This is a genomic window from Streptomyces sp. NPDC101219 (assembly GCF_044767675.1).
Taxonomy (GTDB): Bacteria; Actinomycetota; Actinomycetes; order Streptomycetales; family Streptomycetaceae; genus Streptomyces.
Map to the genome: position 1 here is coordinate 570,630 of NZ_JBIWOK010000002.1, position 20,967 is coordinate 591,596.

19 protein-coding genes are annotated in these 20,967 nt (G+C 71.3%); 8 read left to right on the forward strand and 11 right to left on the reverse strand.

From position 1 onward, the window contains the following. Positions 1-148: 148 nt before the first annotated feature. Entirely contained in the window at positions 149-634 is a 486-nt protein-coding gene (locus ACIRPP_RS05880) for a MarR family winged helix-turn-helix transcriptional regulator (protein WP_403638237.1), read from the reverse strand. A 17-nt stretch (positions 635-651) separates the two neighbouring features. Then, positions 652-1,206, reverse strand: a complete 555-nt coding sequence (locus ACIRPP_RS05885; RefSeq protein WP_403638239.1) for a hypothetical protein — start codon at positions 1,204-1,206, stop codon at positions 652-654. Between the two features lie 151 nt (positions 1,207-1,357). Here ACIRPP_RS05885 and ACIRPP_RS05890 point away from each other — a divergent pair, with 151 nt between their 5' ends. Together ACIRPP_RS05890 and ACIRPP_RS05895 are read left to right on the forward strand one after the other, a co-directional pair. Continuing rightward, complete coding sequence (locus tag ACIRPP_RS05890; RefSeq protein ID WP_403638241.1) at positions 1,358-1,696, forward strand: YnfA family protein; 339 nt, start codon at positions 1,358-1,360, stop codon at positions 1,694-1,696. A gap of 144 nt (positions 1,697-1,840) precedes the next feature. After that, positions 1,841-2,623, forward strand: coding sequence for an SDR family NAD(P)-dependent oxidoreductase (locus ACIRPP_RS05895; protein ID WP_164332925.1), 783 nt, complete (start codon positions 1,841-1,843; stop codon positions 2,621-2,623). A 112-nt stretch (positions 2,624-2,735) separates the two neighbouring features. Here ACIRPP_RS05895 and ACIRPP_RS05900 read toward each other — a convergent pair whose 3' ends face one another. Continuing rightward, entirely contained in the window at positions 2,736-3,929 is a 1,194-nt protein-coding gene (locus ACIRPP_RS05900; protein ID WP_403638243.1) for an RtcB family protein, read from the reverse strand. A gap of 214 nt (positions 3,930-4,143) precedes the next feature. Between ACIRPP_RS05900 and ACIRPP_RS05905 the strand changes: the two genes are divergently transcribed. The 3 genes from ACIRPP_RS05905 (at position 4,144) to ACIRPP_RS05915 (ending at position 7,503) form a co-directional block, all read left to right on the forward strand. Then, entirely contained in the window at positions 4,144-4,971 is an 828-nt protein-coding gene (locus ACIRPP_RS05905; protein WP_403638244.1) for a DUF3558 domain-containing protein, read from the forward strand. Between the two features lie 120 nt (positions 4,972-5,091). Further along, positions 5,092-5,952, forward strand: coding sequence for a DUF3558 domain-containing protein (locus ACIRPP_RS05910; RefSeq protein WP_403638246.1), 861 nt, complete (start codon positions 5,092-5,094; stop codon positions 5,950-5,952). 102 nt (positions 5,953-6,054) lie between these two features. Beyond that, positions 6,055-7,503, forward strand: a complete 1,449-nt coding sequence (locus tag ACIRPP_RS05915; RefSeq protein WP_403638248.1) for a DUF2637 domain-containing protein — start codon at positions 6,055-6,057, stop codon at positions 7,501-7,503. Between the two features lie 108 nt (positions 7,504-7,611). Here ACIRPP_RS05915 and lysS read toward each other — a convergent pair whose 3' ends face one another. Further along, positions 7,612-9,354 carry a lysine--tRNA ligase gene (gene lysS, locus ACIRPP_RS05920; protein WP_403638250.1) on the reverse strand — a complete coding sequence of 581 codons (1,743 nt, stop codon included), beginning with the start codon at positions 9,352-9,354 and terminating at the stop codon, positions 7,612-7,614. Between the two features lie 237 nt (positions 9,355-9,591). Here lysS and argS point away from each other — a divergent pair, with 237 nt between their 5' ends. Then, complete coding sequence (argS, locus tag ACIRPP_RS05925) at positions 9,592-11,349, forward strand: arginine--tRNA ligase (RefSeq protein ID WP_403638252.1); 1,758 nt, start codon at positions 9,592-9,594, stop codon at positions 11,347-11,349. A 201-nt stretch (positions 11,350-11,550) separates the two neighbouring features. On the opposite strand, the gene ACIRPP_RS05930 is transcribed toward argS, so the two are convergent. After that, the gene (locus ACIRPP_RS05930) at positions 11,551-12,927 is read right to left on the reverse strand and encodes a helix-turn-helix domain-containing protein (protein WP_403638254.1); all 1,377 of its coding nucleotides are present in this window, start codon (positions 12,925-12,927) and stop codon (positions 11,551-11,553) included. Between the two features lie 213 nt (positions 12,928-13,140). Here ACIRPP_RS05930 and ACIRPP_RS05935 point away from each other — a divergent pair, with 213 nt between their 5' ends. Continuing rightward, positions 13,141-13,872, forward strand: coding sequence for a DUF4232 domain-containing protein (locus tag ACIRPP_RS05935; RefSeq protein ID WP_403638256.1), 732 nt, complete (start codon positions 13,141-13,143; stop codon positions 13,870-13,872). A gap of 21 nt (positions 13,873-13,893) precedes the next feature. On the opposite strand, the gene hemB is transcribed toward ACIRPP_RS05935, so the two are convergent. The 5 genes from hemB to ACIRPP_RS05960 form a co-directional block, all read right to left on the reverse strand. Continuing rightward, positions 13,894-14,898 (reverse strand): porphobilinogen synthase, encoded by a 1,005-nt coding sequence (gene hemB, locus ACIRPP_RS05940; protein ID WP_403638258.1) that lies wholly within the window; start codon positions 14,896-14,898, stop codon positions 13,894-13,896. 1,033 nt (positions 14,899-15,931) lie between these two features. Beyond that, positions 15,932-16,903: a hypothetical protein gene (locus ACIRPP_RS05945; RefSeq protein WP_403638260.1), complete on the reverse strand. Its 972-nt coding sequence runs from the start codon at positions 16,901-16,903 to the stop codon at positions 15,932-15,934. Positions 16,904-17,318: 415 nt separating this feature from the next. Next, positions 17,319-17,564 carry a hypothetical protein gene (locus tag ACIRPP_RS05950; protein WP_403638262.1) on the reverse strand — a complete coding sequence of 82 codons (246 nt, stop codon included), beginning with the start codon at positions 17,562-17,564 and terminating at the stop codon, positions 17,319-17,321. 86 nt (positions 17,565-17,650) lie between these two features. After that, entirely contained in the window at positions 17,651-18,535 is an 885-nt protein-coding gene (locus tag ACIRPP_RS05955; protein ID WP_403638263.1) for a DNA-processing protein DprA, read from the reverse strand. A 68-nt stretch (positions 18,536-18,603) separates the two neighbouring features. Next, positions 18,604-19,638, reverse strand: coding sequence for a helix-turn-helix domain-containing protein (locus ACIRPP_RS05960; protein WP_403638265.1), 1,035 nt, complete (start codon positions 19,636-19,638; stop codon positions 18,604-18,606). Positions 19,639-19,995: 357 nt separating this feature from the next. Here ACIRPP_RS05960 and ACIRPP_RS05965 point away from each other — a divergent pair, with 357 nt between their 5' ends. Further along, positions 19,996-20,526, forward strand: coding sequence for an SMI1/KNR4 family protein (locus ACIRPP_RS05965; protein WP_403638266.1), 531 nt, complete (start codon positions 19,996-19,998; stop codon positions 20,524-20,526). A 2-nt stretch (positions 20,527-20,528) separates the two neighbouring features. Here the strand turns inward: ACIRPP_RS05965 and ACIRPP_RS05970 are convergent, their stop codons facing one another. After that, positions 20,529-20,960, reverse strand: a complete 432-nt coding sequence (locus ACIRPP_RS05970) for an ATP-binding protein (protein WP_403638268.1) — start codon at positions 20,958-20,960, stop codon at positions 20,529-20,531. Positions 20,961-20,967: the final 7 nt, after the last annotated feature.

Genomic DNA, 20,967 nt, shown 5'->3' on the forward strand with positions numbered 1-20,967 from the left:
ACGGCACGCCCTGCGCCTGCCCCGGAAAGGGCGCGTGACCTGGGACTTCGGCATGCGAAGGCCGGAGCGGCCGACGCCCCGCCCGTCCCCGAGCCGACCGAGACGGATCAGCCGACGCCCCACCCGCCCCCGAGCCAACCGAGACGGATCAGCCGGCGCCCCGCCCGTCCCCCGACCGCAGCCGGGCGGCCTGTGTGGCGGCGAAGGCGGTGGTGCGGCGCAGGAGGCCGACGAAGGCGGCCAGCCCGTCGTCGTCGAGATCGTCGAACAGGCCGGCCCAGTCCCCGCCGACCCCCTCCCACACCCGGCGGAACTCGGCCGCCCGCTCCGGCACCGCCGACACCAGCACCCTCCGCCGGTCGTCCGGGTCGCCCTCGCGCACCACGTACCCCGCCCGCTCCAGCCGGTCCACGAGCCGCGTCGCCGAGCCCGTCGTCAGTCCGGTCAGCTCGCCGATCCGGCCGGTCGTCACCGGCCGCCCCTCCAGCGTCAGCAGGTTCAGGCACTGCAGATCGGTGGGGTGCAGGCCGAGCCGGTCGGCGACGGCCTGGTTGAACAGCACGTAGGCGGCCATCTGGCGCCGGGACACCACGGCCAGCTCCGCCAGCAGCCGCTCCCGCTCGGGCCCGGACATCCCCTGCCCCGCCCGGCTCAGAAGTAGTACTCGTCCCCGGTGTCCAGCACCAGGACCCGTTGCCGGTCGTTGAGCCGGTTGCGGTCCAGCGCGCCGCCGCTCCACACCGTGTCCAGGTCCACGACGACCTCGGACGGCGCGCCCTCCAGCCGCACCCGCAGATCGATCCGCTCCCCCACGCCGTCGACGGCCAGCGCGCCCGTGCGGCACAGCACCGCCTGCCCGCCCGAACGGGCACAGCCCGCCGGCAGCTGCGGCTGCTCGTCCGCGAGCGGCTCCGACCACCGCAGCCGCACCGTCGCGTCGGCGACGGCGGACGGCCCGTGGTTCACCGGCACCAGCCGCACGTCGGTCTCCCCCGCGATCAGCGTCGCCACCCCGTGGTACCCCAGGTCGGCCTCGGCCCTCTCCACCGCCCCCGCCCTCTCCACCGCCCCCGCCCCGGAGACCGCCCCACCGGACAGTCCCAGGACCACCGCGCCCGCCGCGAGCACCCGGCCGGCCCGCCGCCCCGCTCCCGGGGCCCGCCCGGTCCGCGCCCGCCGCCGTTCCCGCCCGACCGGATTCCGCATGCCGCCACCCACTCCACATCGCACCGACTGACCGTGGTCGAGTGCATGTATCCCCCGCGCGGGCCCGGGCAGGCGCCGTCCAACAGGTGACGCCGGGCCGGACTGCGGGGACCCCGGCGGGCCGCTCCGGGCCGCGTGCGAGGCTGCGGGCATGCTGATCCTGCGCTCCGCCGTCCTGTTCGTCCTCGCCGCGATCCTGGAGATCGGCGGCGCCTGGCTGGTCTGGCAGGGCGTGCGGGAGCAGCGCGGGTGGATGTGGGCCACCGGCGGCGTACTCGCCCTCGGCGCCTACGGCTTCGTCGCCACCTTCCAGCCCGACGCCCACTTCGGCCGCGTCCTCGCCGCCTACGGCGGCATCTTCGTCGCCGGTTCGCTCCTGTGGGGTGCGGTCGCCGACGGCTACCGGCCGGACCGCTGGGACGTCACGGGCGCGCTGGTCTGCCTCGCCGGGATGGCCGTCATCATGTGGGCGCCCCGCAACGGGGGCTGAACCCCCGCAGCCGCCAGGAGCCGCCCGCGGCACCCCGGCCGCCCCGGCCGCCCCACCGCCCGCCCCGCAGGTGCCCGCCCCCGCCACCGCCGGCGCCCGTCTACGCTGGGCGGCAGCCGTCCGCCCCAGCCCGAGGAGCAGCCCATGCCCAGCGCCGCCGCACCGTCCGCCGCCTCGCGGATCGCCGTCGTCACCGGGGCGAGCAGCGGCATCGGCGCCGCCACGGCGCGCGGGCTGGCCGAGGCCGGGTACCGCGTCGTGCTCACCGCGCGCCGCAAGGACCGCGTCGAGGCGCTCGCCGAGGAACTGACGGCGGCCGGCCACTCGGCGACCGCCTACCCGCTGGACGTCACCGACCGCGCGGCGGTCGACGAGTTCGCCACCGCCTTCCGGACGGTCGGCGTGCTGGTCAACAACGCCGGCGGCGCGCTGGGCGCCGACCCGGTGGCGACCGGCGACCCGGACGACTGGCGGCGGATGTACGAGACGAACGTCATCGGCACCCTCCATCTCACCCAGGCGCTGCTGCCCAAGCTGGAGGCGAGCGGCGACGGCACCGTGGTGATCGTGTCGTCCACGGCGGGCTTCGCCACGTACGAGGGCGGTGCGGGCTACGTGGCCGCCAAGCACGCCGAACACGTCCTCGCGGAGACGCTGCGGCTGGAGATCGTCGGCCGTCCGGTGCGCGTCGTCGAGATCGCGCCCGGCATGGTGAAGACCGACGAGTTCGCGCTCACCCGCTTCGGCGGCGACACGGAGAAGGCCGCCAAGGTCTACGAGGGCGTCGCCGAGCCCCTGACCGCCGCCGACGTCGCCGACACCATCACCTGGGCGGTGACCCGGCCCAGCCACGTCAACATCGACCTGCTGGTGGTCCGCCCGCGCGCCCAGGCGTCCAACACGAAGGTCCACCGCGAGCGGACCTGACCCGGCGGACCGGCCGCCCCGGCCGACCCCGGCCCGTGCGAGCGCGCGGAAGGGCCGGGCGGCCCCCCGCGCCGCCCGGCCCCCCGGAGGTGCTCAACCGTGCCCACACCCGTCAGCCCTTCACGCACACCACCTGCTTGAGCTTGGCCACGACCTCGACCAGGTCCCGCTGCTGGTCGATGACCTGCTCGATCGGCTTGTACGCACCCGGGATCTCGTCGACGACGCCGGAGTCCTTGCGGCACTCCACGCCCTGCGTCTGCTCCTCCAGGTCCTTGGTGGAGAAGCGCCGCTTGGCCGCGTTGCGGCTCATCCGGCGGCCGGCGCCGTGCGACGCCGAGTTGAAGGACCGGGCGTTGCCGAGGCCCTTGACGATGTACGAGCCCGTGCCCATGGAGCCCGGGATGATCCCGTACTCGCCGGAGCCCGCGCGGATCGCGCCCTTGCGGGTGACGAGCAGGTCCATGCCGTCGTAGCGCTCCTCGGCCACGTAGTTGTGGTGGGCGCTGATCTCCTGCTCGAAGACCGGCTTGGCCTTCTTGAACTCCTTGCGGACCACGTCCTTCAGGAGCGCCATCATGATCGAGCGGTTGCGGCGCGCGTACTCCTGCGCCCAGAACAGGTCGTTGCGGTAGGCCGCCATCTGCGGGGTGTCCGCCACGAAGACGGCGAGGTCCCGGTCGACCAGGCCCTGGTTGTGCGGGAGCTTCTGCGCGACCCCGATGTGGTGCTCGGCGAGTTCCTTGCCGATGTTGCGGGAACCGGAGTGCAGCATCAGCCAGACCGCGCCGTCGGTGTCCGTGCAGACCTCGACGAAGTGGTTGCCGCCGCCGAGCGTCCCCATCTGCTTGGTGGCACGGTCCTGGCGGAACTTCACCGCGTCCGCGACACCGCCGAAGCGCTCCCAGAAGTCGTCCCACCCGCCGGTCGGGAAGCCGTGCAGCCGGCCCGGGTCGACGGCCTCGTCGTGCATGCCGCGGCCCACCGGGATGGCCTGCTCGATCCGCGACCGCAGCCGGGACAGGTCGCCCGGCAGGTCGTTGGCGGTGAGGGACGTCTTCACCGCCGACATGCCGCAGCCGATGTCGACGCCGACCGCCGCCGGGCAGACCGCGCCGCGCATGGCGATGACCGAGCCGACCGTCGCGCCCTTGCCGTAGTGCACGTCGGGCATCACGGCCAGGCCCTTGATCCAGGGCAGGGTGGCCACGTTCCGCAGCTGCTGCAGCGCGACCTCCTCCACCGTCGCGGGATCGGTCCACATCCGGATCGGCACCTTCGCGCCCGGCAGCTCCACGTACGACATATCGCCCTCATTCCCCCGGAAAACATCAGAAGTCTCGAAACGCAAAACCGGCGCCAAGGTCACGGAAAACGGATGACGGACCGGCGTCCACGGCAGTGCGTGCGATACACATTGTCTCCAGCGGGCGCCCCCGCGCGGCAAGCGATTAACCGGCGGGGACACTGCGAGACCACGCGGGCCCGGGCCCGCGTCCCCACCCGAGAGGAGCCCGACCGTGCAGCGCAGGGCCTACGTTTCCGGCGTCGCCGCACTGCTCGCGGCACTGCTGGCCGGGTGCACCGGCAGCTCGGGCGACGGGGCGCAGTCCGACAATTCCAACCCCGGTGAGCCGGGCACGGCGTCGCAGGCGGCCCAGCCCGGCAAGTACGCCACGCTGCCGGAGCCGTGCGGCGCGGTCGGCGACAAGGCCCTCGAGGAACTGCTGCCGGGCCTGGCCGAGTTGACCGACGAAGGCCGGCGCCGGAAGGCGTACGCGGGCGAGGCGACCCTGACCTACGACACCGACCGCAAGGTGGGCTGCCGTTGGAAGGTGGAGTCCGCCGACGCCACGGACCACCTGATGGTCGACTTCGAGCGGATCGTCTCCTACGACAACAGCGTCAGCGACGACAGCCAGGCCGAGACGCTGTTCGCGGCGAAGCGGGAGGCGGCCCAGCTGCCGGAGCCGACGGCCACCGGTTCCGGCACGGCCGGCACCGGCTCCTCCTCGGACCCCGGTTCGTCCCCCTCCTCCTCTTCCTCCCCTTCGTCCTCCTCTTCCCCGTCCTCGTCCGCTTCGTCCTCCTCGGCGCCGGACGCCGCCCTGCAGCCGCGGGTGCTGGACGACCTGGGCGAGGAGGCGTTCCTCGACGACCAGCTGAGCAGCTCCGGTTCGACGGCCAAGGAGCGGACGGTGACTGTGGCGTTCCGCACGTCCAACGTCATCGTGACCATCCAGTACGCGGAGCAGCCGGCCGCCGTCGGCGTGGTGCCGGACAGCGAGGAAATGCAGGACAGGGCCAGGGAACTGGCCTCCCGGCTGGCCGATTCCCTGGGCGGCTGACCCCCGTTCGGGCTCCCCTCACCGCGTCCAGCGAACCGCGTGAAGCAGGACCACGCCAGGGGCGCACCGCGTACCGTGACCCCTCGGACCCCGATCCGGACCGCAGGGAACACGAGCGTCATGAGTGAAGGAACCATGCAGCGACGAGTACAGCGAGACCAGCGCGACCTGGGAGGAGCACCCACGGCGTCCAGGCGGACCGCGAGAGCGCGGCGCCTGCCCCGGGTCCTGGTGGCCGCCGCGGCCGTCCCCGTGATGCTGGTCGCCGCCGGCTGTTCCTCGGACTCCGGCTCCGACGGCGGCAAGGACCAGAAGGCGTCGGACGCCTCCGCGTCGGCGTCCGCCGCCCCGTCCCCGACGGTGCGGGCGGCGGCGTTCGAGCGGCTTCCTCCGGAGGCGTGCGAGGTCCTGTCGAAGAAGACCCTCGACGACCTGGTCCCGAAGGCGAAGTCGGGCAAGGAGGGCACCTCCGACGACATCGAGCGGCGCGCCGGCTGCTCCTGGAGCAGCCTCGACAACAACGGCGTCAAGGGCTCGCAGTTCCGCTGGCTGAACGTGTCGCTGCTGCGCTTCGAGTCGGACGTCGCGCGCGGCGCGGGCGACGAACTGGCCAAGGAGTACTACGACAAGCAGGTCGGCGACGCGCAGTCCGCCGAGGGCGCGAAGGGCACCAAGTCCGAGCCGGTGAAGAGCGCGGGCGACGAGGCGACCGCCGTGCGCTACGAGCTGAAGAAGAAGGAAGGCACCTTCGCGCAGCAGACGATCGTGGTCCGCGCCGAGAACGTGGTGGTCACGCTCGACTACAACGGTGCCGGTCTCGCCGGGGAGAAGACCCCGGACGCCGACGGCCTGATGAAGAAGGCGCAGAAGGCGGCCGCGGAAGCGGTCGACTCGGTGGTCGAGGCCAACGGCAAGGACGCGCCCGCGCCGGACTCCCCGTCCGCGTCCGCGTCCCCCTCGAAGGCGTCCGGCAAGGACTGATCCGGGGACGGATCCCGCGATGAAGCGGAACCGGCCACCCGTCTCCCGCACACATGTGCCACTCTGTTGCGCGCAACAAGACGCAAAGGGAGGGGAGTACGGGTGGCCGCGCCAATGCAGCTGACACGGACGCACCGCATACTCATCGGCGTGGTCGTCACCGGTGCGGTCGTCATCGCCGGGATCGGCTTCGCCGGTTCGTACGCGGCGGTCCGTGAGCTGGCCCTGAAAAAGGGCTTCGGGGACTTCAGTTACGTCTTCCCGATCGGCATCGACGCCGGTATCTGCGTCCTGCTCGCCCTGGACCTGCTGCTGACGTGGATCCGCATCCCGTTCCCGCTGCTGCGGCAGACGGCGTGGCTGCTGACGGCCGCGACCATCGCCTTCAACGGCGCGGCGGCCTGGCCGGATCCGCTCGGTGTGGGGATGCACGGCGTCATCCCGGTGCTGTTCGTCGTCTCGGTGGAGGCGGCACGGCACGCGATCGGCCGGATCGCCGACATCACCGCCGACAAGCACATGGAGGGCGTCCGCCTCACCCGGTGGATGCTCTCGCCGGTGCCCACCTTCCTGCTGTGGCGCCGGATGAAGCTGTGGGAGCTGCGCTCCTACGAGCAGGTGATCAAGCTGGAGCAGGAGCGGCTGGTCTACCAGGCCCGGCTGCGGTCCCGCTTCGGCCGCGCCTGGCGACGCAAGGCCCCGGTGGAGTCCCTGATGCCGCTGCGGCTCGCCAAGTACGGCGTCCCGCTCGCCGAGACCGCCCCGGCGGGCCTCGCGGCGGCCGGTATCGAGCCGGTGCTGATCCCGCCGGCGCCCCAGCCGGAGGTGACCGCGGTGGGCCGGACGGCGGGCCCGGCGCAGGTGGGCGCCGCCCCGTCGGCCCCCGCCGAACAGCGCCTGGAGCTGGAGGGCCACCGCGCGGGCCCGGGACCGGACGGCGCGACGGCGGCGGGCCACCCCGGGCAGCCCGCGCGGGGCGGCAACGGCCGTACGTACCCGGGCGGGCCCGGCGGCCCCGCGTACCCCGGCGGCCCGCAGGGGCCTCAGGGGCCCGACGGCGAGGACCAGAGCCCGTGGTTCAACACCCCCCGGCACATCGAGTACCAGGGCGGCTACGACCCGACGTACGACCCGGCCGAGCAGTACGCCTCGTGGTACGAGGAGCAGCAGCAGGCCGACCAGTACCGGGACCAGTACGAGGAGGAGCCCCCGCTCCAGGAGCCCTCGCCGGAGGAGACGGGCAGCTTCCCGATCCCGGTCGTGCCGGGCGGGCGCACCCGTGAGCTGGGCGAGGGCGGCGCTCCCCAGGAGGCCCCGGAACCGCATACGGTTCCCGGGCCCCGGCAGCCGCAGGAGCAGGCGCCGGACGAGGAGGCCCTGTACCAGGTCTTCAAGCAGTCGATCCACGACAGCTTCCCCACCCCGCGCGAGTTCGGCGAGAACATCGAGGCGACCTACGGAACGCCGCTGAAGGACGCCGAGGCCAAGCGCATGGTGACCCGCTTCTCCAACCGCTTCAACGCGGAGCTGGAGGAGAACCACATCGCCTGACCCGCACCGCGACGGCACGAGGAGGGGGCGCCCGGTTCGGCACCGGACGCCCCCTCCTCGTCGTACGCGGACCCGCGGGGGACGGCCGTCCCCCGCCCGCTCCCCGGCCTACTCGCCGAGCAGCGCCCGCACCCGCTCCTGGCCCACCGCCAGCAGCAGCGTGGGCAGACGCGGGCCGGTGTCGCGGCCCACGAGCAGGTGGTAGAGCAGCGCGAAGAACGACCGCTGGGCGGTCTTGATCTCCGGCGGCAGCTCCTTCGGCGTGGCGTCGGCGGAGAACCCGGCCTGGACCTTGGGCACCCCGTACACGAGGTGGGTCAGCCCGTCCAGGGACCAGTGGTCGGCGAGGCCGTCCAGCAGCAGCCGCAGGGACTGCCGGGCCTGCTCGTCGAGCGACTTCAGCAGCTCGCCGTCGGGCTCCGAGCGGACGATGGTGCGCTGGTCGGCGGACACGTGGGTGTTGATCCACTCCTCGGCCCGGTCGTAGCGCGGACGGGCCTCGTCGAGCGAGGCCAGCGGGCGGGCCGGGTCGAGGTCGTTCAGGATGCGCAGCGCCTGGTCCTCGTGGCCGGCGGTGATGTCGGCGACGGAGGCCAGCGTGCGGTACGGCAGGGGCCGGGGCGTGCGGGGCAGCTCGCCGGCGGCGGTGCCGACGGCGCGGGCGTGCGCGGCGACGTCACCGGGCAGCGCGGCACCCTCGGCGACCTTGGCGTCGAGCCGGTCCCACTCGTCGTACAGCCGCTGGATCTCCTGGTCGAAGGCGATCTTGAAGGACTGGTTGGGCTTGCGCCGGGCGTACAGCCAGCGCAGCAGCTGCGGCTCCATGATCCTCAGCGCGTCGGCCGGGGTGGGCACGCCGCCCTTGGACGACGACATCTTGGCCATGCCGCTGATGCCGACGAAGGCGTACATCGGGCCGATCGGCTGCTCGGCGCCGAAGATCCCGACGATCTGGCCGCCCACCTGGAACGACGAGCCCGGCGAGGAGTGGTCGACACCGCTCGGCTCGAAGATCACGCCCTCGTAGGCCCAGCGCATCGGCCAGTCGACCTTCCACACCAGCTTGCCGCGGTTGAACTCGCTGAGCCGGACCGTCTCCGAGAAGCCGCACGCGGTGCAGGCGTAGGTCAGCTCGGTGGAGTCGTCGTCGTAGGCGGTGACGGTGGTGAAGTCCTTCTCGCAGTTGCCGCAGTACGGCTTGTACGGGAAGTAGCCCGCGGAGCCGGAGCTGCCGTCGTCCTCGGCGGCGGCGCCGGAGCCCTCGGCGGCCTCCAGCTCGGCCTCGTCGACCGGCTTCTGCTGCTGCTTCTTCGGCGGCGCCTTCTTGGTGCGGTACTGGGCGAGGATGGCGTCGATGTCGCCGCGGTGCTTCATGGCGTGCAGGATCTGCTCGCGGTAGGCGCCCGAGGTGTACTGCTCCGTCTGGCTGATGCCGTCGAACTCCACGCCCAGCGCGGCGAGCGACTCGACCATGGCGGCCTTGAAGTGCTCCGCCCAGTTCGGGTGCGGGGAGCCCTTCGGCGCGGGCACGGAGGTCAGCGGCTTGCCGATGTGCTCCGCCCACGTCTCGTCGACACCGGGGACCCCGGCCGGGACCTTGCGGTACCGGTCGTAGTCGTCCCAGGAGATCAGGTGCCGGACCTCGCGGCCCCGGCGGCGGATCTCGTCGGCGACGAGGTGCGGGGTCATGACCTCCCGCAGGTTGCCCAGGTGGATGGGGCCCGACGGGGAGAGCCCGGACGCGACGACGACCGGTTTGCCCGGGGCCCGACGCTCCGACTCGGCGATGACGTCATCCGCGAAGCGGGAGACCCAGTCGGTGGTCTCGGTGCTCTGAGCCACGATCGGCACGTCCTCTTTCCTAGGTTTCTGAGGTGTCTCGGGATTCTCCGGGAGTTCTCGGGGTTCGCTCGCGTGTGCGGGTGTTGCCCGACGTCGCCCCGGTCCTCGCCTGAGCCGGCCGCCGCTTCCGCGCGCCCGGCCGCCCCATTCTCCCAGGACGGCCCGCATCCGCGAAAACCGCTTTTCACCGCGTGGGATACTCGGCTTCCATAGAAGTCACAGAACCCGAGCAGAACGGCAGCCTCCATGGCCTCGGTCACGTCCCTCACCGACTCCGTCCAGCAGCAGCTCGCGTCCGCCCTCCAGGCCACCCGGCCGGAGGCCGCCGGCGCGGACCCGCTGCTGCGCCGAAGCGACCGGGCGGACTTCCAGGCCAACGGCATCCTGGCGCTCGCCAAGAAGGCGAAGGCGAACCCGCGGGAGCTGGCGGCCGAGGTCGTCGGCCGGATCACGACCGGCGACCTGATCAAGGACGTCGAGGTGTCCGGGCCCGGCTTCCTCAACATCACGCTCGCCGACCGGGCGATCACCGAGAACCTCGCCGCGCGGCACGCGGACGGCGAGCGTCTCGGCGTGCCGCTGAAGGAGAACCCGGGCGTCACCGTCATCGACTACGCCCAGCCGAACGTGGCGAAGGAGATGCACGTCGGCCACCTGCGCTCCGCGGTCATCGGCGACGCCCTGCGCAGCATGCTCGACTTCACCGGCGAGAAGACCATCGGCCGGCACCACATCGGCGACTGGGGCACCCAGTTCGGCATGCTCATCCAGTACCTGTTCGAGCACCCCGGCGAGCTGGCCCCCGCGGGCGAGGTCGACGGCGAGCAGGCCATGAGCAACCTGGACCGCGTGTACAAGGCGTCGCGTGCGCTGTTCGACGCGGACGACGCGTTCAAGGAGCGGGCCCGCAAGCGGGTCGTCGCCCTCCAGTCCGGCGACAGGGAGACCCTCGACCTGTGGCAGCAGTTCGTGGACGAGTCGAAGGTCTACTTCTACTCCGTCTTCGAGAAGCTGGACATGGAGGTCCGCGACGAGGAGATCGTCGGCGAGTCCGCATACAACGAGGGCATGCCGGAGACGGCCCGGCTCCTGGAGGAGATGGGCGTCGCGGTCCGCTCCGAGGGCGCCCTGGTGGTGTTCTTCGACGACATCCGCGGCAAGGACGACCAGCCCGTGCCGCTGATCGTGCAGAAGGCCGACGGCGGCTTCGGCTACGCGGCCTCCGACCTGACCGCGATCCGCAACCGCGTCCAGGACCTGCACGCGACGACCCTGCTGTACGTCGTCGACGTGCGCCAGTCGCTGCACTTCAAGATGGTCTTCGAGACCGCCCGCCGGGCCGGCTGGCTCAGCGACGGCGTCACCGCCCACAACATGGGCTACGGCACGGTGCTCGGCGCGGACGGCAAGCCCTTCAAGACCCGTGAGGGCGAGACGGTGCGGCTGGAGGACCTGCTGGACGAGGCCGTCCAGCGGGCCGCCGAGGTCGTCCGGGAGAAGGCGCGGGACCTCACCGAGGACGAGATCCAGGAGCGGGCCGCGCAGGTCGGCATCGGCGCCGTGAAGTACGCCGACCTGTCGACGTCCCCGAACCGCGACTACAAGTTCGACCTCGACCAGATGGTCTCGCTCAACGGCGACACGTCCGTCTACCTCCAGTACGCCTACGCCCGCATCCAGTCCATCCTCCGCAAGGCCGGCGACGTCCGCCCGGCCGCCCACCCGGAGCTGGAGCTGCACGAGGCCGAGCGCGCACTGGGCCTGCACCTGGACGCCTTCGGCGACACGGTCTTCGAGGCCGCCGCGGAGTACGCCCCGCACAAGCTGGCCGCGTACCTGTACCAGTTGGCCTCGCTGTACACGGCCTTCTACGACAAGTGCCCGGTGCTGAAGGCCGATTCGCCGGAACAGGTCGCCAACCGCCTGTTCCTGTGCGACCTCACGGCCCGCACGCTCCACCGGGGCATGGCCCTGCTGGGCATCCGCACGCCGGAACGCCTCTGACCCCTCCGCCGGACCACGGCGCACGAGCGGCCCGCACCCCCCGGGAGTGCGGGCCGCCCGCCGTCAGGCCACCGGCGCGGGCGGCACCCGGTCCGGCCGCGTCTACACGCTCACGGCCACCGCTGACATCCGTTCCGGCTGCCCGCCCCTCCCGGGGGCACGAGGGCCGGCGGCCGGACGGCCGGGTACCGCGCCCGGCACCTATCCGAGGTCGGTCGTGCCCTCCGGCACCCACCCGTCCCCACCCAGCGGGAACTCGTACGCCGGACGCCCGTTGTTGCCGCTGGTGCGGAAGGGGCGCCCCTTGTCGTTCACGACGAGCGTGCCGCTGCGGGAGCCGCTGGACCACTTCAACTCCAGGTACCAGCTCACGTCGTAGGCGGACGCGTCGGCGGTGATGTAGTACACCTCGGGGTCGGACTCGCTGACCTTGAAGGGGAAGTCCCGTTGCCCGGACTCGGGCGTCAGGGACGGCCGCGCGGCGTCCAGGGCCACCGTGAAGGACCGCGTCGCCACGTTGCCGCCGCAGCCGACGCCGGGATAGCCCATCGCGTAGTCATTCCAGGCCAGCGGCGCCCGCTTCCCCGCGACGCGCACGGCGACGCCCTCCACGACCACCGTCTCCGGGCCGGTCCCCTGCACACTGAGCCGCACGAGCTGCTCCCCCGACGACACGGCACCCTCCGCGGCGACCCAGGCCGTCGCGTCCTGCTCGACCGGCGGCGGGTGAACCTTGCCCGGCGGCGCGGCGATCAGGTACCGCTGCGAGCAGGGGCTCTCCCAGGCGCACGGTTCGGTGCGCACGGTGAGCGGCACGGCGTCGTCCGCGGCCGGGCCGCCCGGCCGCGCGGCCGGCTCGGAGGCGGGCGGACTGCTCGCCTCCTCGTCCGTCGCGCCCGGGGAACCCGACGGGGAGGCGGAGGCGGACGCGGACGGCGTACCGGCCGTCGGCGAGGTGGACGTGCCGTCCGGGCCGCCGGTCCCCGCGGCCCCGACCTGCTCCCGACGGCCGTCACCGTCCGTCCCGCCGCCCGGCGGACCCACCACGGCCACGACCCCGACCAGCACGGCCGCCACGGCGGCCCCGGCCAGAACGGCCGTACGGGTCCGGCGCCGGGGGCGGGGTCCGGGACCGGACCGGGAGGAGACGGCACCGCCCGCCACTGAGGGCTCGGAGGACTCCGCGGACTCGGAGTCCTCGGCGGGCCCGACGGCCCCGACGGCCCCGGCAGTCCCGCTCCGCCCCTCCGGCTGCGCCGGCCCCTCCGGCTGTCCCGGCCCCTTCTGCTCCCCTGCCTGCACCTCCGTCGCCTGCTCGGTCCGACGCCCACGTGTGGCGTCCGCCAGCACCCACCGCCGGTGCAGCTCGACCAGTTCGGCGGGAGCGGCCTTGCACAACCGGGCCATCCGCTCCACCGGCGCGTAGTCGGTCGGCACGGCGTCCCCGTTGCAGTACCGGTGCAGGGTCGACGTGCTCATGTGGAGCCGCTTGGCGAGCACCCCGTAGCTCAGCCCCGACCGGTCCTTCAACTCCCGCAGAAGCGCGGCGAACTCCACCGCGGGCGTGGCCTCCGGCACCGTTCCTCCCTCCCCCGTGTCCCGTTCCACCGTTCCAGGGGACGGTCGTTTCCCCAGGTCACGGCGGTGCCGGCGTTCCAGCGTCCCGGATCCTCCCGCAGCGGTGGCGGCCGGGACGGAGCACGCCGCACGCTCTGGTCATCCAAGCACGCCGCTCCCGCCGACCGGAGGAGCGGCCACGCCGAACCTCCGTCTGACGACAAGGAATTCGCCATGCGTACGTCCCGCATCCGCCTGCTCGCCGCCGCCGGAATCACCCTCGCCACCCTGTCCCTGACGGCCTGCCAGGACGGGACGGGCGCGAAGGACGAGGGCGCGGCCCGCCCGTCCACGGCCCCGGCGGCGAGCACGGACAGCAGCGACGGCCCCGCTGCCGGGTCCGAGGCCACCACCCCGGACCAGCCCGCCCAGGCCGGCACGGACAAGGGCGGCGACAAGACCCCCGCGGCCGACCGCACGAAGGGCTCCGACCGCTCGGCGGGCGGGGACCGGCCCACGGACCCCTTCGACCCGAAGGCCCGCGTCGCCTGCAACGGCTCCAACACCGCCGTCACCGCCCAGCCGGTCCCGCGCCCCCTCAACCACCTGCTGATCACGGTCCGGAACACCGGCTCGAAGGTCTGCGACCTGACCTACTACCCGGTCCTCCGCTTCGACGAGATGCAGTGGGTGCCGCGCCCGATCGAGGAGTCGAAGCCGCAGGCCGTGGTGACCCTCGCCCCGGGCGAGGCGGCGTACGCGGGCGTCCTCCTGTCGGCCGCCGACGGCAGCGGCGACGGCGGCACGACCGGACACCGGCTGACCGTCGGCTTCCAGGGCCGCACCCCGAACAGCGACGGTGGGCCGGCGGCGACCCCGTCCCTCCCGGCCAAGGGCGTGTACTACGACAGCTCGCTGACCGTGACGTACTGGCAGCAGTCGAAGGAGGACGCCCTGACCTACTGACCGCTTTTTCCCGCGCTGCGGCTACTGCCGACCGCGCTCCAGCATCCGGGCCGCCTCGGTGGCCCAGTACGTGAGGATGTTCTGCGCCCCGGCCCGCTTGATGCCGGTCAGCGCCTCCAGGACGGCCCGGTCGCGGTCGATCCAGCCCTTCTCGGCGGCGGCCTCGATCATCGAGTACTCCCCCGAGATCTGGTAGGCGGCGACCGGCACGTCCACCGTGTCGGCGACCCGGGCCAGGATGTCGAGGTAGGGCCCGGCCGGCTTCACCATCACCATGTCGGCGCCCTCTTCGAGGTCCAGCGCCAGCTCGCGCATCGACTCCCGCACATTGGCCGGGTCCTGCTGGTACGTCTTGCGGTCGCCCTTGAGGGACGACCCGACGGCCTCACGGAACGGCCCGTAGAACGCGGACGCGTACTTCGCGGTGTAGGCGAGGATCGCGACGTCCTCGCGGCCGATCTGGTCGAGGGCGTCGCGGATGACGCCGATCTGCCCGTCCATCATCCCGCTCGGCCCCACCACATGGGCGCCGGCGTCGGCCTGGACCTGCGCCATCTCGGCGTACCGCTCGAGCGTGGCGTCGTTGTCGACCCGCCCCTGCTCGTCCAGCACCCCGCAGTGCCCGTGGTCGGTGGTCTCGTCGAGACACAGGTCGGACATGACGAGCAGCTCGTCCCCGACCTCCGCCCGCACGTCCCGCAGGGCCACCTGGAGAATCCCGTCCGGGTCGGTCCCGGGCGTGCCCACGGCGTCCTTCTTCGCCTCCTCCGGCACCCCGAACAGCATGATCCCGGACACCCCGGCCGCCACGGCCTCCGCCGCCGCCTTCTTCAGGCTGTCCCGCGTGTGCTGCACGACCCCCGGCATCGCCGCGATCGGCACCGGCTCACTCACGCCCTCGCGCACGAAGGCCGGGAGGATGAAGTCGGCGGGGTGCAGCCGGGTCTCGGCGACCATCCGACGCATCGCCGGAGTGGTCCGCAGACGCCGGGGCCGAGTACCGGGAAAGGATCCGTACGTCGTCATACCACCTACGCTACGCCCGCCAAGACGGTGCCTTTGCCGACGGCCGGTCGGCGGCCGGGCCTCACCGGGGCGACGTCGCCCGGGCCACGGCGACGGACGGCGGCAGAGCCTCCCGGCACAGCTCGCAGCGGGGATCAGCACCCCCGAGCCGGCGGGAGGCCCTGCCTTCACCCGCGTACCGCCGGGTGATCACCCACCCGCTGGAACAGACGCCCGTTGACCACGGTTCGGCAACGTCTCCAAGCGCCACAGCTATCCGGGACTGCTGCATGGACAGGTGACACCTGACCTGGCTTGCTGAGAGGTGGCCTGGAAGGATGTGTCAGTGCCCAAGCCGTATCCCCCATGATCAATGCGGGTGAGTGGGATTCTTCCCGGGGCCCTGCCCCCAAGCTTCAAAAGGACGGTGCGCACCCGTCGCGATGGCGCGGGTTTGAGTACTTGGGCTCAAACCCGCGCTCGCGGGGCAGCACCGCCGAGGGAAGCTACCTGCACTCAGATTTGGGCAGCAGCTTACTGTCCTCGCCCAGCGGCGAGTCACCAAGACCCCAACCAGACCAGTACACCCCCAGAGAGGCCACCGGTTTACCGCTCGGTGCAGTCACGAGGAACTCTGATACGTACTTTTGCCCGCCGGCCGTTTTCCCCTCGACCAGGAGAACGCGCCCGCCGTCCGTATTCTTGGTGTGCGGAAGAACAGCACTGCGCACAACCCGTGGCGCACCTTGTGGCTCGAGGCAGCGACCCCGGACCGACTCTTCCCACGCGTCTTCACACGCCTGACGCTGCAGAGATAACTTCCCGCAGAACTCGTGAGCACTGCTCGCTGGGGCTTGGGCAGAAACGTTTTGGAGCACCTGCCGCGCCTCTTCCTCAGTGACCACTCGCGTTCCGGCACTCTTTTCAGCTGCCGATGGCGAGCCGTTTGAACCTGAGCACCCGACTAGGAAGGATAGAAGCGCGACAACCGCTGCCGTTATGTACTTGGGTCGAATCATCCCTCACCTCAGATTGGCGGTCAAGCCGACGGGGTTTAAACCGGGTTCGCGTTAGAATTAGTCCAATGCGTCCATTTCGGACGCCCAGCCTTTTGCCCCACATACACAGAAACCTGGTGCGCAGTTCCACGGGTGGACGTTGCGGTCCCCCTCCAGTAACTGCTCATCTTACCGGCTTCGGCATACTTGTAGATGAGCTGCTTCTCGCACACGTCATAGCTTTGACTAACCGTGATATTCTTCAGCGACACGGAGGCGCTGCGTGAGCGGCAATCGTTTCGATCCTGACTTGCATTTGGTGCCCAGTCCAGCCAGTGCACGGCAGGGCCGCTCGTGTTTCTCTTCACCCCGTGCCCGCAGGACTTGAGGCGCCACTTCCCAACTCCGCCGCAGGTGCTCTTCGCGAACTTGGAGTAGTAGTTCCATTTCGGGTTTCCGTCGTATCTTTCTACGTAATTCTTGTAGCAGCTGTCGTTCCAGCTGGTGTAGTAAGAGTTGCCGGCGAATTTCTTGCGCTGCTTCTTTCGGGTGAAACAGTCACCAGCGATCATCTGTGCGTACGGGCGGTTGGCGGCCCGGGCGGACGCTCCTTCCTGGGGCGGGTCGTCCTGCTCGGTGTCGCTACCGTACGTCGGCTCGTCCCATAGGAGGTCCGGTTCGCAATCCGCCTCCGCAGCCACTTGCGTTGACGCGGCTTCTGGGTCCGTGGGCTGCTGATGCAGATCTTCATTTGCGGCATATCTGATCTTCATCGCATTTCCCGGCAGGATGAGTGTTTCGGTATCTTTTCCGCAAGCGCCGGAACCCCCCAGTGCCTGCTCGATTTTTTCCAGATCCACCCTGTATACGCGATACTTTTTCTTGAGATCGTTGGTGGTGCTTCGAGCCGTTGTGGCAGCCAGGTCGGCGCTATTCCGGTCGACAAACTGTGTCAGCTCAGCCTCTGCGGCGACGGTCATTGTTAAGTCGGTAGAGTTTTCCGCCGAAATCAAAACCTCGCCGGACATCGGTTCCACCTCGGCCGCATGAGCTGACGTACCTGCGGACACGCTCGCCACGACTAGTGAAAGAGCAGCGGATGAGAAAAGAGATCGTCGGATCGAGAATTTCACAGACCCCCCCGGGTCTAGAAACCGGCAATTGGTTGCGCCATGAATCTTTTTCGAGTGCGCATTCCCTCTTCGGGAGTGATGTGATCCTACGAAGAGTCGTGCCCACCTGTACAGCGCTCGCGCTCATGATTGAGGAAAACCTGAGGTTCTTGTTAGTGATTTTTAGTAGAACGCAAAACCAGCTGGCCGGTGTTCTATTTCGAGCCAATGGCTTGTTCTCGGGGAGTAGTCGATAAACAGACCCCAAGTGTTGTCCCGTAAAGCTCGTAGCACGATCATGATCGGGCTTTCTTGAGACGTCTCCAGCAGATCAGGCTGCAGGCCAGGGAGACGAGGGCATCGTGGAGTTCGGTGCGGCGTTCCCAGCGGACCGCGAGGCCTTGAACTGGCGGAGCAGGGCGAAGGTCTGCTCGACGACGTACCGGAGCTTGCCCAGGCCCTTGTTGTCCCGGGCGCCCTTGCGGGAGACGACCGGGAGGATCCGCCGCTCGCGCAGCTCTTCGCGGTTCGGGTTGGAGTCGTAGCCGGTTCCGGCCAGCCCTCGCATACCTGGCATGCGCCGGGGCCGGGCAGCAGCGTGTGGACGAGGAAGCTGCTGAGCGGGCGGGCAGCCCGATGACGGCTGCTATCCGGGTCGCCCGATTACGCCCAAGTGAGCTCGCCCGTGACGGGGACGAGGGAGTCGAGCCGGTCGAAGACGTCCTCAGGGCCGTCGATGACGGTGGTGTTGGGCCTGGCGGCGTATTCCCTCGCCCACTCGTGGGTCAGGAGCGACCGCATGAGAAAGACCGGGCGGCCGTGTTCCAGGGCCAGGCGGGCCTGCATGCGGGCACCGCTGCGGTAAGCGGCCTCGATCACGACGGTGGCCAGGCTGTAGCCGCTCATCACGGCGTTGCGCAGAGGGAAAGAGATCTTTGAGGGTGGTGAGTCCGGCCAGAACTGGGAGATCAGCAGGCCGCGCTCGGCGATCTCCTGTTGGAGCCGTGCGTTCTGGGCCGGGTAGGCGTGGTGCAGACCTGTCCCGACCACCGCGACCGTACGGCCGCCGACGGCCAGGGCAGCCCCGTGGGCTGCGGTGTCGATACCGGCGGCGAGACCGCTCACCACGGTGACGCCGCGCTGGGCGAGGCCCCCTGCGATCGCGCGGGCATGGGCGACGCCGTCGGGGCTCGGGGTCCGGGTCCCCACAACAGCGATGCGGGGGTCGTCCTCGACGGACGTTCCCTGGAGGAACAGGAACGGCGGACGCTGGTGGACCAGCCTCAGCAGGAGGGGATAGTCCTCGTCGAGGACCGTGACCAGTCGCAGCCCCTCCTGCTCCCAGGCAGCGATTTCAGCAGCGATTCCGCTGAGGTCGGCCGAAGGGCCGGTGTCGAAGAGCGCACCCTGTCCGGAAGCGTCGAGCGCGTTCTCCAGGACGTCGTACGCACTGCCCACGGCTTCGATCTGGTCCGTGAGGTCCGCCCAGGAGCGATCACCGCGTCGCAACAGCGCGACGAGTGCTGCTCGCTCCCGTGCTCGGTCCATGCGGCAAGTACAGGAACGGCGCCCGGAACACCGCCCTGCCGCGTGACGCGTCACCGGAACGCGCCCGCTCAGGCCGCGCACGCGATCCCGTCCCCCTCCCTCACCCCGTACCGGCAGTCACGGCACCGCCCCGGTTCCGCCGACCGGAAGACCCGCTCGCAGCCGTCGCAGTCCTGGAAGGGGTCCGGGCGGCGGACCCCTGCCGCCACCGTCACGCGTGGGGCGGCGGGCGCCGGGGGCAGTGGGGGCGGCAGCAGTTCCCGCAACCGGTAGGCGATGACGCCCGCCGGGTGTTTGAGGTTGAGGGGAAGGTCTGCGGTCAGTGTGCGGTGCACGGCGGCCGGGCTGGCCCCTCGTTCGAGCCAGGCGACGACACTCGGGGCCAGTCTGTTCACGTCCCGCGCGGACAGCGTGAGACGTTCGTCGGTCCGGCGCAGCCCGGAGAGCAGGCAGGCCGCCTCCTCGTGCCGCGGATCCGGCTCCGGCTGTGGCTCGGGCACCGGAGTCTCCGATGCACCGGACCCGACCGGAGCAGGGGGCTCGACCGGAGCAGGGGGCTCGACCGGAGCAGGGGGCTCGACCGGAGCAGGGGCCGCAACCGGAACGTCCGCCGGCCGCTCCGCGGGCTGATCACCCTCCGGGGAGGGTTCCTGCACCTCGTCGGCAGCGTGCACCACCGCGGAAGGCACGGCCCTCGGGCGCACCGCCCCGGACACGGAGGCGGCCTTCTGCGGCTGCTGGCACGGCAGATGATGGGCGTACGTCCGCGTCACCAGGCGCCCCTCGCGGGTGTGCTCCCGCACCCGCCGCAGGTAGCCGTGCTCCTCCAACTCCCGCAGCGCGACGGCGATCCGGTCCCGCCCCTCGGGGAAGCGCAGGGTGAGGCTGCGGATGTCGACGAGGGTGCCCTCGGGCACCGACAGGATGTGGGCGGCCAGTCCGATCGCGGTCAGCGACAACGCGTGGTGCTGGGCGAGGTGGTTGCCGATCAGCACGTACTGGCCGGACTGGTACGTGCGTACGTGGATGACACCGGAGTGGGTGGTGGATCGGCGAAGGCCCTGATTCGGGCGCGGGGCAGGGTTAGGCTTCTGTTCAGCCATGGGGAAGGGCCTTCTTCCTTGTTGGTTAGGCCCTCGCCTTGGGAGTGCTAGTCCCTGCGGGGGCCGATTCATGTACGGGCTTGTGGGAGCGCTGAGTTGGGTCGGCGCCGCTCGTGCCGAGACTGCCCGCCCGACCCGCCGCCGCGCCAGCCACTTCGGCCGGTTTCACCCAGCCGAGTGATCTACGCGAGGTTTGGTTGGGTTGGTTGGTTATTTCCCTGGGTTCTTAAGTCTTTTACCGCCCGCGGCCCCGGCCGCCCGTCCTGCCGGAGCCCGGATCTCCGGGCACCGGTGCCGAGTCGGCCGAACAGGTGTCCGCGACGACCGGATGTCAGTGCGGCCGGTTACGGTGCCGACGTGACCGAGATCCACGGCGACGACCGCCGCTTCCCGCCCGCCCTCGCGGACCTGGCCCGCGTCGGCGTCGACTACGCCGACGGCGAGGGCATCGACTTCGAGCCCTACGACGCCTTCAGCTCCGCCGAGGAGACCACGCACTGGCTCCGCCAGTGGACCGGCAACCCCGAACTCGACGGTGACGCCTACCGGTTCTTCGGCCAGGACGGCACCGGCGGCACCGCCGCCCTCTGGTACGCGCGTCCCGGCCGGCCCCTCGCCGAGCAGCCGGTGGTCTTCCTCGGCTCGGAGGGCGAGCGCGGCGTCATCGCCGGCAGCCTGTCCGACTTCCTCTGGGTCCTCGCCGACGGCGTCGGCCCCCTGGAGGTCGTCCAGTTCGGCGACACCGGCCCCCGCCCCAACGCCGCCCCCCTCACGGACCTCGCCACCCGCCACGCCACCACCCCGCGCCGCCCGGCCACCACGATCGTCACCGAGGCCCAGGCCGAGTTCCCGGACTTCTCCGAACACATCGACTCACTCTGCCGCTGAGGTCACCGAAGGGGGCCGAGCCTCAGCTCGGCCCACACCGTCTTGCACGGGAACGGCCCCGGCAGCACGCCCCAGTCCTCGGCCTCCTCCTCGACCAGCAACAGCCCGTAACCCGACTCACCGGGCTGCGGTACGGCGCCCCCGCGTACCGGCACGCTCTCGCCCCGAGGGTCGGTCACCTCGATGCGCAGCACCCCGCACGCGGTCACGGTGAGCGCCAGCCGGAAGCCTCGCCCCGGTACGCGTCCGTGCCGGGCCGCGTTCGCCGCGAGTTCGGCGACGATCAGCCGCGCCGGGTCCAACGGAAGCCCCCAGCACTCCAGTCGCTCGGCGGCAAGCAGGCGGGCCAGGCGAGCACCCCGACGGGTGGCGGAGAGGGGCACGGAGTAGTGCAGGTGCGGGACGGATGACGCTGCGGTGATCTCTCGCTTCATGTCACTC

Excerpts from the sequence above, each read along its gene's own strand:
- ACIRPP_RS05960 (WP_403638265.1), bottom strand. The coding sequence starts at position 19,638 with ATGGCTGAACAGAAGCCTAACCCTGCCCCGCGCCCGAATCAGGGCCTT.
- ACIRPP_RS05950 (WP_403638262.1), bottom strand. The coding sequence starts at position 17,564 with ATGCCAGGTATGCGAGGGCTGGCCGGAACCGGCTACGACTCCAACCCG.
- ACIRPP_RS05895 (WP_164332925.1), top strand. The coding sequence starts at position 1,841 with ATGCCCAGCGCCGCCGCACCGTCCGCCGCCTCGCGGATCGCCGTCGTC.
- ACIRPP_RS05955 (WP_403638263.1), bottom strand. The coding sequence starts at position 18,535 with ATGGACCGAGCACGGGAGCGAGCAGCACTCGTCGCGCTGTTGCGACGC.
- ACIRPP_RS05900 (WP_403638243.1), bottom strand. The coding sequence starts at position 3,929 with ATGTCGTACGTGGAGCTGCCGGGCGCGAAGGTGCCGATCCGGATGTGG.
- ACIRPP_RS05890 (WP_403638241.1), top strand. The coding sequence starts at position 1,358 with ATGCTGATCCTGCGCTCCGCCGTCCTGTTCGTCCTCGCCGCGATCCTG.
- argS (WP_403638252.1), top strand. The coding sequence starts at position 9,592 with ATGGCCTCGGTCACGTCCCTCACCGACTCCGTCCAGCAGCAGCTCGCG.
- ACIRPP_RS05945 (WP_403638260.1), bottom strand. The coding sequence starts at position 16,903 with ATGTCCGGCGAGGTTTTGATTTCGGCGGAAAACTCTACCGACTTAACA.
- hemB (WP_403638258.1), bottom strand. The coding sequence starts at position 14,898 with ATGACGACGTACGGATCCTTTCCCGGTACTCGGCCCCGGCGTCTGCGG.
- ACIRPP_RS05885 (WP_403638239.1), bottom strand. The coding sequence starts at position 1,206 with ATGCGGAATCCGGTCGGGCGGGAACGGCGGCGGGCGCGGACCGGGCGG.
- ACIRPP_RS05970 (WP_403638268.1), bottom strand. The coding sequence starts at position 20,960 with ATGAAGCGAGAGATCACCGCAGCGTCATCCGTCCCGCACCTGCACTAC.
- ACIRPP_RS05910 (WP_403638246.1), top strand. The coding sequence starts at position 5,092 with ATGAGTGAAGGAACCATGCAGCGACGAGTACAGCGAGACCAGCGCGAC.
- ACIRPP_RS05935 (WP_403638256.1), top strand. The coding sequence starts at position 13,141 with ATGCGTACGTCCCGCATCCGCCTGCTCGCCGCCGCCGGAATCACCCTC.
- ACIRPP_RS05880 (WP_403638237.1), bottom strand. The coding sequence starts at position 634 with ATGTCCGGGCCCGAGCGGGAGCGGCTGCTGGCGGAGCTGGCCGTGGTG.